We start from the raw sequence: 10,044 nt of genomic DNA on the forward strand, positions 1-10,044 counted from the left end.
ATCTTTTTTAATTTGTCTTTCTACTTCTTCAGGATTTTTTGCATTTAGCGTACTTACTACATATTGATTGAGCAAAAAAACTGCTATTAATATTTTAATTGTTTTAATCATTTTAATTACATCTCTTATTTAAATGAATCTTTTATATTATTTATATTAGTATTTTTATAATATTGCTTGCAAGCCATTTTTATCTATTCTATTGTTTAACTCCAAATATTCTATCTCTCTCTGTTTTTTAATTAATTCTTCCAATATTTTATTGTCTTTTCTCTGTTCATCAATTATTTTGTTCATCTTATTTCTTATCTTTTTCCTTACCTCAACTTTTGTAATACTTAAATATTTTTTCATTACATAACTTTCATATAAATTCTCTTTTACTCCCTTATATTCTTCTCTCTCTAATATATAATTTTTTGGCACTTGTTTTATTATTTTTTTTAATATTCCATATCTGTCATCTTCTATAATACTTGCACTTTTAACATATTCTATAAATTCTTCTCTTTCTTTTTTATCATTTATTTTTATTTTTATATATTCTGATATCTTTTTGTCTATTTTATTAACTACTTCTTCTTTTTTTTCTTCTATATTTTCTGATATATTATTCATATCTAATTCCCTATCTCCTACTCCGTATTCTCTATTTAATATCCTCTCTATTGTTTCTTCTTTTATTAACCAGCCAAATACTGCTTTGAAGTTGTTTTTTGTTTTCTTTTCTCCCATTAAAAATTGGCTGCTATTTACTTTACACGCATATTTTCTCCATTTGTCTAAATCACTATTAAATACTATTTTATATATATTTAATAATATTTGTTGATTCTTTTTATTACTATAAGCTTTAATTGGTTTTACTGAATATTCAAACACTTTATTCCATATATAAATCATTTTATTTATTATTTTTTCTTCTATTTTTATTTCAAAGTTGTTTTTAGTAACTTCTTCATTAGAAGATATATTATTTGTATAGTTATTATTTGTTATTATGATTTGTTCATTTTGAACATAGCGATTTGTCGATTTTATACTATTAACCTTATTAATTAGCGGATTATTCTTTCTTTTAATTTTGAATTTATTATTGTTTGCAGTTAATTCTTTATATTTTGTAAAATTAATTGAATACCATTTAGTATGGTTCCACTTATGGGCGTTTATTTTTTTAGATATTATTAATTCATAATCCTCTAGATATCTAATGATTTTTCTTATTTTATATTCAGATAAATATGGAAATTGTAGTTTCCAAGAATTTATAGAATTGTATATCCATTTACCAGGTAAATTTTTAATAGTTCTTCCACATTTATGTAACCAATATCGAAGTTGATTCAAAAACAAAGCATTTTCTATTCCAAGTATATTAGCAAAAGAAGTATTTATTACCCTCATATTATTGTAATTTTTATAAGAAGGGGTAGAGATAAAGCTATTTGTATTAGTATCCATGACTATAAATAAATTTTTAATTAAAATAAGTCCCCCTAGGGGGACAAAAATATTTATTGAATAACTAATAATTTTTTGATATATATAGATTATTAATATTATATATATATTTGGATAATTAATTATTCAAATAAATAACAAAGTAAAATAAACTCTTCTTTAAGTCGCCACTTTTAGAAGGGTTTTTTTATTTCACATTCATAAGCAAATCCTCCAATAACTGTTTAATTGAATCGGTAAGTTTATCTTTGTCTAATTTACCTTTTAAAATCAATGTAGAAACATTTCGTGGAAAATGAATAGATGGAATTGCATTATTATCATTTCTCCATGTATATAAATGTCTACCATTATAAGAATATACTTTTTCACTTTGTGGAGTGTTAATAACATTATTTACATTTTTATTAACTAATGTGTTAAGTGTGGTTTTTCCTATATTACCTTCTTGAATTTGAGAGGCATATTTTATTATAGCTTCTTTATATTTATCTCCTTTTGCTGCTATTTGTTTTATTTCTTCCGCAGTTCTAGCGCTTATTTTGGACATATCTTTTAAAGCACTTGTTATTTCAGTAGGTATCCTACTAAAAGAAAGCAAGCGAGAAACTTGTTGTTTACTAATTTTTAATTTTTCTACTAAGTCTGACTGGGTTAGGATATTATTATTAATTAATTTCGCATAACTCATTCCCTTGGCATAATCAGATAGTTCAGAGCGATTGGAATTTTCTGATATTTGGACTAATGCTGCTTCATTATTTGTTAAATTTCTTATTAATACTTTTAAAGGTATACCTGCTTTTAGTGCTGCTCTCCATCTTCTTTCTCCAGCAATTAACTCATATTGAAATTTTTCATTCTTAGGTATAGTTCTAACTATACATGGTATTTGTTGTCCCATGTTTTTAAATTCTTCCGCTAGAGAATCAATATCTCCTAACTCACTTTCAGGTCTATCATGATATTCCCAATTTTTGATTTTATTTGGGTCTACTGACACTACTTTATCGTTATTTTGTTCGGGAGGAGGAGTAATTTCATCATCTGCGACTATTGTATTATCTAGTGATGTTCCTGTAAGATTGTAGGGTCTATAATCTCGCTTTTTAAATGTTTTTTTCTTATTAGATTTTAAATCTTCTATATTTGGCATAAATTACTTATTTTTTTGAATTTCTATTTCTAATAATTCTTTTGTGAGTAAATCAAAATCATCTTTTGCAACAGATTTTTTAACTGAGCTAAAAAGATTTAGTTTTTGATCTATAATATTAGGTATTTCTTGGCTTTGTCTTACAGCAGTACTCAAAGTATTACCTTGTTCAGATTCATCATTAAAAATAGTTTGTAATGTTTTATCTGATAAAATGGTATTGCCACTAAATTTATTTAAAAATATCTTATATTTTAGATCTCTTTTATATTGTTTTTTAATATTTTTAATCTCATCTTTTAAAATTTGTAAACCTTTTGCACTAAATCTATCAGGATTTAATGGAATTAGCATTAAGTCTACATATAATGAAGCTGCAGTTACTGAATGACCAATCATAGGTGGACAGTCAATAAGAATAAAATCATATTTATCTTCAACTTTTTCTAATACATTATTAAATACATTATGTAGTGGAGCTCTAGTGAGTGCTAACTTACTATCTAAAGTTACATTTTCAATTCTGCTAGGTATTAAATCTATTCCTTCTTCTGCTTGAATTATAGCATCTTCTATAGGAGCTTGTTCTTCGATAACATCAATCATAGTAGGCATATCTTCAGGATTTATATTAAAAGCGTCAGTTAAATTGCCTTGAGGATCTAAATCAATTGTAAGAATTTTTGCTCCATATAAACTAGCTGCACAACTTACGTTATGTATGGCAGTTGTTTTGCCAGTACCACCTTTAACTATTTGGAAGGCTACTTTTTTCTTTTTGAAGCTTAAATTAAAAATCTTTTTACCAATATTGTGTATAATATATGATTTATTACCAACTTTAGGACACTTAATATCAAGTGATTTGAGTTGTTTATGTATAGCTTGTATACTAATTCCTAGTAGATCTGCTACTACAGTTGCGGCCAACTTAGGTTGTGATATTTTAATGTCCATTTATAGTAATATTATAAGTTCATATAAACTACATTATTAAGCTAAAACATCAACCATGTCAATGTAATAATACTAATATCTTTGCAAGATATGCCTTTATATTCAATATTTTAATGAGCTAGTAGTTAAATTTTTAATCAAAATATAAGTAATAGTTTTTTTATTAGTATATTAATTTCTTTGACTTTGTTCTTTTTTAAAATAATAGGAAGATATAAAGAAATTAATAACTATTTTTTTAATTTTATTTAAATAATAGAGCAGGGGATGACAAAGTTACAAATTGAGAGGAAGCACTAAAATAAAATTTTACTCATAAGTTTCCAGACCTTCTAATGTATCAGATATAATTTTCAAAAAATAATCAGCATATTTTTTTGCTTTAGATTGGCCAATACCATGAATATTTAGTATTTCAGAAAAGTTTTGAGGTTTTTTGGATGCCATATCAATTAATGTTTTATCATGAAAAATCATAAATGGCGGTATGTTTTGTTCTTTAGCAAGTCTCATACGTTCTTCTTTCAGTAATTCGTATAATTGTTTATCTATTGCTGTTTCTAATGTTGTAGATTCTAATTGTGGCTGAGATTTTTGTACTTTTATTTTACCTGTATATTTTTGTAGCTGTATCGTTTCTTTGGTTTTTAAAAAATCTCTTCCTTTTTTTGTTATTTTTATTGCACTATGATGAATCATGTCTACGTTAAGTATATTCATGGAAACTAATTGTCGAAAAATACTTTGCCATTCTCCTTTTGTTAAATTATGTCCAATACCATATACGCTTAATTTATCATGGCAAAAATTCTTAATTCTGGAATTCTCAGAGCCTATTAATACGTCTATTAGATAAATTACTCCAAATACTTGTCCTGTTCTATAAGCAGCTGAAATTGCCTTTTGAGTTTCTATTGTCCCATCAAACATTTCTGGCTTATTGATACAGGTGTCGCAATTATTGCAGGGTTTGCAGCTATCACCGAAATATTCTAGTAATATCTGTCTTCTGCACCTACTAGTTTCGCATAGTCCTAATAAATAGTTAAGTTTTTGCCTTTCTATTCTTTTTTAATCATCAGGAGCTTCTGAATTTTCAATAAAACTTCTTTGAATTGCTATATCATTTATACTATAGAACATAATAGCTTCTGAAGCGAGGCCATCTCTTCCTGCGCGACCTGTTTCTTGATAGTAACATTCTATGTTTTTTGGTATGTTCATATGTACTACAAATCTTACATCAGGCTTATCAATATCCATACCAAAAGCTACCGTTACAACTATAACTATTCCTGTTTCTACTTGGAATCTTTTTTGATTTTCAGTTCTTTCATAATTGCTCATTCCTGCATGATATATGATTGAAGTTATCACTTCTTTTTTAAGAAATTCTCCTATTTCTTCTGTCTTTTTTCTAGATAGACAGTAGACTACTCCACTATCACCATTATATTTGTTCTTTATAAATGCTAAGAGTTGCTTTTTAGGATTATTTGCAGCTTCTATTCCATAATATATATTTGGTCTATCAAATCCACTGATAAAAATTTCACCATCATGTAAACGTAGCTTGTCTAATATATCTCTTCTTGTTGGTTCATCTGCTGTTGCGGTTAGTGCTATTCTTGGCATATTAGCAAATTTATCTTTTAAGATCCAAAGTTGAGTGTATTCTTTCCTAAAGTCGTACCCCCATTGTGATACACAATGAGCTTCATCTATTGCAAACAATGATATTTTAGCTTCTGAAAGTAATTCTAAAAATTCTGGCATCAATAACCTTTCAGGTGCAACATATAATAGATCTAATTCACCAGCTTTAATTTTTTCTTTTGTAATCCATACTTCTTTTTTGCTAATAGATGAATTTATTGTTGCTGCTTTAACTCCTGCTTGTTTTAATGCTACAATTTGATCTTGCATCAAAGCAATAAGTGGAGAGACTACAATGCCTAATCCATCTTTTATTATTGCAGGAATTTGGTAGCAGATTGATTTCCCAGCACCTGTTGGCATTAGTACAAAGCAGTTTTTATTTGCTAAAACAGCTTCTATAATCTTTTCTTGTTTTCCTCTGAAGTTATCATATCCATATGTGCTTTTTAAGATCTTGTTGGCTTTTTCTAAATTCATAAATTAATTTCTATTAAAACAGGAGTATGGTTAAAAAGCGCATTATAACTTCAAATTTCTTTGATTATAGCCACTATAACTAATCATATCTATAATTAAAATTAGTTTGTTAATTTTACAAGGAAGTATTTTCAGAAATTTTTTTAGGATCTATAGATATTACTTATGGAGTACCAACAGCTATAACTTCACCTCCATTTATAACACCTTCTAGACAATATCAATTATATGATCTGCAGTTTTTATTACATAATCATAAATTTCTATAGCAGTAGCTACAATTGATCTTGGATTTCTAGAAGTTGTTTTTTAATCTATTGATATTGCCGGTTATAAATCTTCAATTGATTCTGTATCAGGCTTATTACTCATTTCTAAAAACTGTCTTGCATATGTGGAAAGGCTTTCAACATATCTTCTCTAAGCATATATTGTATCAAAGGTAATTGAAGACTTACCTGATCCACTTACACTACACCAGTTATAACAACTAATTTGTTTTTTGTTCAATATCAACCTTCTTAAGTTTATGCTCTTTTGCACTTTTAATTACAATATAATTACTCATTAATTTGAATTACCTAAATATTTAGCGTATAACTTTATGCATTAAATTTGTTTCAAATATCAGTAGAGCCAAAGCCAGCATTTCCTCTTGAATTATTTTGAGGTAAGTGCTCTACAACATCCCATATAATTTTTTCATATTTGCTAATTACTAATTGAGCTATTCTCATGCCTCTTTCAATAGTAAAATCTTTATCACCTAAATTTATAATAGGCACTTTAATTTCTCCTCTATAATCAGAATCTATGGTTCCAGGAGCATTAATCACAGTAATACCATGCTTAACAGCTAACCCAGAGCGAGGTCTAATTTGGCCTTCAAAACCCTCAGGTATAGCTATTGCAATTCCAGTAGGAATTAAAGTTCTATCTTTAGGTTTAAGTAGTATGTCTTGATCAACAGCAGCAATTAAATCAGCTCCTGCACTATGTATTGTTGCATGTTTAGGTAATGGTAATTCTTGTAAGTGATTAATTTTTGCAATACTAATTTTGTCCATAAAACTTTCTTTTTATATTAAAATTAAATTTTTCAGTAAATGTAAAATATAATTATTGAATAATATTATTAGCAGCAAAAGACCAATTAAGATTATTTTTAATGATTTGATCAAGATATTTTAATCTATCATTTTTATAATCAATATAATATGCATGTTCCCATACGTCTATTGTTAGTATTGGAGTTTTATCTAGAATTAATGGATTATCTGCATCTTTAGTTTGCAGTATCGATAATTTTTTAGATTCTTTATCTTGAACCAGCCATATCCAACCACTACCAAATAAAGTAACACCAGCTTGTATAAATTTTTCAATAAAGTCATCATAACTATTGAAGTCTCTATCCAATAGCTTAATTAATTCAGAAGGGCATTGTTGAGTTTTAGAAATAGACTTCCAATAAAAGTTATGATTCCAAACTTGAGCAGCATTATTATAAATAGCAGTATCGTTAGATTTATGAGATTCAAGAACAATATCAGTAAGGCTGAAATTAAAATATTTAGTATCTTCAATTAGCACACTCAATTTATTAGCGTATCCTAAGTGATGTCTATCAAAGTGGTAATCAAAAGTCTCTATTGACAAAGTAGGTTCTAGAGCATTCTTATCATAAGGTAAAGGTTGAGCTTTTATCATAAAGAAATATCAAATACTTAACTAATAAAGGGAAGAGTAATATAATAATAATTAGATATCAAGTAATTAACCAATTCTATATAGGTGAAATTCTAAAGGACTTAACAGGTTTGCTATATTAACAATTTAACATAAATCAAATAAAAATATGAATAATCACCAACATTGTCACAAATGTAATCATGGACAGCATACACTAGCATCATTTGTAGCAGAGCATCCAGCAGAAACATTAGCAGCATTCACAACAGTAACACTTGTAGTAGCAGGTATAAGAGATAAAATGTCAAACATCAATCCTTTAGTAATGTTTTTACCAGCAATTAGTATAAAAAATATAATAAAGGATGTTGGAGTAATTTTTGCTGTCACAGAAATTACAGGAGTAACAGGAATAACAGAAAAAATTAATGAGGCAGTAAAATATTTGCAAGAATCTGTACATACTCATGATGAAAAATGCGAGCATCATAGTAATGGTAAACAAGAAGAAGTCAGCGCAGATATGCAAAAACCTATTGATGATGTTATAACTGTATTTCCAGAAAGTTCTAGTTTTGAAGATTAAGAGAATGAAATATTATTAGATATAGTTTAAGTATTTCAATGAGTCAGACAAAAAATGTTTCTCTTTTTGAGTTATTATTGATTTGACTCATTGAGGATGATTTACCAATATATATCTTCTTCATCAAGAGATTGAATAGAAGTACTATCAGAAAAGCAATGCTTATCATCAGCAGTTCTATAAATCTTAAGAAGTAACTGATTCATTAGATTATCCAAATCGTTTTATTTTTATATTCAACTTTCAAAATATACTCTTGATTACCAAGTTTTTTATAAGTAAGGCCATAATCAGGAAGAAACCAATTTTCAATTTCCTCTATAACTTTCTTTTTACCTCTAACATATTTAGTGTTATTTTCTATATCTAAAGAAAGCTGTACCCTCATAAACTTCTTCTTATTTTCTAAATTTGTATTATTTTTCTTTTTATTATTACTTTTCATATTGCGAACTTTAATAAAAGAAAATAGAGTAGGGTAGGTGACTCCTAAAATCTTGGAAATTGATAGCATAGAAACTTTTTTGTCTAAAAATTCCTGAAAGACTTCTACCAAGACTTGATAACTCTGTAATAATTAACACATCATCTTCTTGAAGAGTAGAAAAGACCTTATTTATTTTTCGTTCATTTTGTTTTTTTCTAGAAGAGATTTCAACTTCAGTAAAATTATTTTTTCTAGCAAACTCATTAATAGAGCTTTTTGATTTTTTAAATCCTGTAAAGAAGTAGAAATTCTAATATAAGCTAAGATCATTAATCACAAGGAGTAAAGAGATTATTTTTTCTAGCAGCTTTATCAAAAGAAAAAGTCTGCTTGTATCTTAAATTTTAGTTAAGCTTAGAAATTAAAGAATCAGAAAAATCAGTATTTCTTAGTTCATAATCTTCGAGAGCAAGTCAAAGAATATTATGACGCTCAAAAGCAAATTCCTCAGTAGAAAGTATAATTCTAATAGCGGAAGAGATTTATTGTTGAGAGTAGTTGTAACCTTTTTCTAAAACTTAAACAAATTCGCATAGTACAATATTATTTATAAAATGGATTGTGACTCACTATTGTAAATAGCTAATAATTTTTCAGCATCTTCAGCTAGTTGTTGATCGTCTTGAGTAATATATCTGACGAGGATATTGGTATCAATTGCAATCATCTATTTATTTTTAATAATTTCATTCATTTCATCACAAGATAATATTTTATATGGTTTAGGAAGAAATCCTTTTAAATCTTTGAGGTGTTTATTAATAGGAGTAATTATAATAGAGTCACCCTTACTAATAAATTCAAATTTATTAGTAGTTTTTAGTCGTAGTTTATTTCTAATAGATACAGGAATAATAATCTGCCCCTTTTCATTCATAGTAGAGTATAAAGAGTTTTCCATATAGTAAAAATAGTTATGTAATAGTATAATAGCAACCAATTATTAAACAAATGCACCTAAAAATAATAAAGTGTAATAATATTTCTTAATTACGGGTAAAATAAGGAATAAAATTCGAGCAAAAAATAACTTTATAGAAGAAAAGATAAGGTACTGTTTAAAATATATAAAAATAAACAACAAATACCTAATAAATAATCAATATAAAAAATAGCCGTTTTTTTTATAACTTTTATGTATTGATTATATTATATAGTCATATTACACTAATAATAGTGAATTAAAAATGTAAAAACAATGGAACAAAAAATAAGTGTAAGTAATTTTAAAGCTCATTGTCTAAAGATATTAGATAACATACAGCATGATCATCAAGTAATTACGATAACAAAAAGAAATAAGCCTATTGCAAAATTAAGGCCTTATGAGGATAAGCAATTATCAATATTTGGAGCATTTAAGGGTAGGGGGAAAATAAGTTCAGATGTTATTGAAGGTATTGGAGATCAATGGGATGTAGAAAATGAGTAACTGCGTAATACTTGATACATGATACTGTTTTAAATGTCAATATAAAAAATCTAAAATACTTATTATTAAATTATCGATTAATATTAGGATTAAAAACAGTTTTATTCTTCAGTATTGCAAAAATAATATGCATT

At 26.8% G+C, this 10,044-nt stretch carries 12 protein-coding genes and 2 pseudogenes; 2 read left to right on the forward strand and 12 right to left on the reverse strand.

The features are described 5' to 3' along the window. Positions 1-165 precede the first annotated feature (165 nt). From h2es_RS07320 to h2es_RS07345, 9 genes and pseudogenes are all read right to left on the reverse strand, one after another. Positions 166-1,464, reverse strand: a complete 1,299-nt coding sequence (locus h2es_RS07320) for a hypothetical protein (RefSeq protein WP_195910007.1) — start codon at positions 1,462-1,464, stop codon at positions 166-168. Between the two features lie 187 nt (positions 1,465-1,651). Further along, positions 1,652-2,620, reverse strand: coding sequence for a ParB/RepB/Spo0J family partition protein (locus h2es_RS07325; protein ID WP_154512754.1), 969 nt, complete (start codon positions 2,618-2,620; stop codon positions 1,652-1,654). 3 nt (positions 2,621-2,623) lie between these two features. After that, entirely contained in the window at positions 2,624-3,577 is a 954-nt protein-coding gene (locus tag h2es_RS07330; RefSeq protein WP_154512756.1) for a ParA family protein, read from the reverse strand. A gap of 309 nt (positions 3,578-3,886) precedes the next feature. Continuing rightward, positions 3,887-4,507, reverse strand: coding sequence for an RQC domain-containing protein (locus h2es_RS07765; RefSeq protein ID WP_230204302.1), 621 nt, complete (start codon positions 4,505-4,507; stop codon positions 3,887-3,889). A 27-nt stretch (positions 4,508-4,534) separates the two neighbouring features. Continuing rightward, a pseudogene (locus tag h2es_RS08000) lies at positions 4,535-4,642 on the reverse strand (RecQ family zinc-binding domain-containing protein); the annotation flags it as partial. A 6-nt stretch (positions 4,643-4,648) separates the two neighbouring features. Next, a complete protein-coding gene (locus tag h2es_RS07770) occupies positions 4,649-5,713 on the reverse strand; it encodes a RecQ family ATP-dependent DNA helicase (RefSeq protein WP_230204303.1) in 1,065 nt (354 codons plus the stop codon). A gap of 246 nt (positions 5,714-5,959) precedes the next feature. Next, positions 5,960-6,281, reverse strand: a pseudogene (locus h2es_RS07775) (excinuclease ABC subunit A); the annotation flags it as partial. Positions 6,282-6,333: 52 nt separating this feature from the next. After that, the gene (gene dut / locus h2es_RS07340) at positions 6,334-6,780 is read right to left on the reverse strand and encodes a dUTP diphosphatase (RefSeq protein ID WP_154512758.1); all 447 of its coding nucleotides are present in this window, start codon (positions 6,778-6,780) and stop codon (positions 6,334-6,336) included. 52 nt (positions 6,781-6,832) lie between these two features. Continuing rightward, positions 6,833-7,423 (reverse strand): superoxide dismutase, encoded by a 591-nt coding sequence (locus h2es_RS07345; RefSeq protein ID WP_154512760.1) that lies wholly within the window; start codon positions 7,421-7,423, stop codon positions 6,833-6,835. A gap of 148 nt (positions 7,424-7,571) precedes the next feature. Between h2es_RS07345 and h2es_RS07350 the strand changes: the two genes are divergently transcribed. Beyond that, positions 7,572-7,991 (forward strand): hypothetical protein, encoded by a 420-nt coding sequence (locus h2es_RS07350; RefSeq protein WP_154512762.1) that lies wholly within the window; start codon positions 7,572-7,574, stop codon positions 7,989-7,991. A 205-nt stretch (positions 7,992-8,196) separates the two neighbouring features. Here the strand turns inward: h2es_RS07350 and h2es_RS07355 are convergent, their stop codons facing one another. The 3 genes from h2es_RS07355 to h2es_RS07365 all read right to left on the reverse strand — a co-directional run bounded on the left by h2es_RS07355 (position 8,197) and on the right by h2es_RS07365 (position 9,379). Further along, positions 8,197-8,436, reverse strand: a complete 240-nt coding sequence (locus h2es_RS07355) for a hypothetical protein (RefSeq protein ID WP_154512764.1) — start codon at positions 8,434-8,436, stop codon at positions 8,197-8,199. A gap of 10 nt (positions 8,437-8,446) precedes the next feature. Beyond that, on the reverse strand, positions 8,447-8,686 hold the full coding sequence (locus h2es_RS08005; RefSeq protein ID WP_369122810.1) for a recombinase family protein: 240 nt from the start codon (positions 8,684-8,686) through the stop codon (positions 8,447-8,449). A 459-nt stretch (positions 8,687-9,145) separates the two neighbouring features. After that, complete coding sequence (locus tag h2es_RS07365; protein ID WP_230204304.1) at positions 9,146-9,379, reverse strand: AbrB/MazE/SpoVT family DNA-binding domain-containing protein; 234 nt, start codon at positions 9,377-9,379, stop codon at positions 9,146-9,148. A gap of 297 nt (positions 9,380-9,676) precedes the next feature. Here h2es_RS07365 and h2es_RS07370 point away from each other — a divergent pair, with 297 nt between their 5' ends. Further along, positions 9,677-9,910, forward strand: a complete 234-nt coding sequence (locus h2es_RS07370) for a type II toxin-antitoxin system Phd/YefM family antitoxin (RefSeq protein WP_154512766.1) — start codon at positions 9,677-9,679, stop codon at positions 9,908-9,910. The last annotated feature ends 134 nt before the right edge of the window (positions 9,911-10,044 follow it).

This window comes from Rickettsiales endosymbiont of Trichoplax sp. H2, from assembly GCF_009690945.1.
GTDB lineage: Bacteria > Pseudomonadota > Alphaproteobacteria > Rickettsiales > Midichloriaceae > Aquirickettsia > Aquirickettsia rohweri.

Coding starts and splice junctions, on each gene's coding strand:
- h2es_RS07370 (WP_154512766.1), top strand. CDS start 9,677: ATGGAACAAAAAATAAGTGTAAGTAATTTTAAAGCTCATTGTCTAAAG.
- h2es_RS07345 (WP_154512760.1), bottom strand. CDS start 7,423: ATGATAAAAGCTCAACCTTTACCTTATGATAAGAATGCTCTAGAACCT.
- h2es_RS07355 (WP_154512764.1), bottom strand. CDS start 8,436: ATGAAAAGTAATAATAAAAAGAAAAATAATACAAATTTAGAAAATAAG.
- h2es_RS07770 (WP_230204303.1), bottom strand. CDS start 5,713: ATGAATTTAGAAAAAGCCAACAAGATCTTAAAAAGCACATATGGATAT.
- h2es_RS07765 (WP_230204302.1), bottom strand. CDS start 4,507: ATGTTTGATGGGACAATAGAAACTCAAAAGGCAATTTCAGCTGCTTAT.
- h2es_RS07365 (WP_230204304.1), bottom strand. CDS start 9,379: ATGGAAAACTCTTTATACTCTACTATGAATGAAAAGGGGCAGATTATT.
- h2es_RS07320 (WP_195910007.1), bottom strand. CDS start 1,464: ATGGATACTAATACAAATAGCTTTATCTCTACCCCTTCTTATAAAAAT.
- h2es_RS07330 (WP_154512756.1), bottom strand. CDS start 3,577: ATGGACATTAAAATATCACAACCTAAGTTGGCCGCAACTGTAGTAGCA.
- dut (WP_154512758.1), bottom strand. CDS start 6,780: ATGGACAAAATTAGTATTGCAAAAATTAATCACTTACAAGAATTACCA.
- h2es_RS07350 (WP_154512762.1), top strand. CDS start 7,572: ATGAATAATCACCAACATTGTCACAAATGTAATCATGGACAGCATACA.
- h2es_RS07325 (WP_154512754.1), bottom strand. CDS start 2,620: ATGCCAAATATAGAAGATTTAAAATCTAATAAGAAAAAAACATTTAAA.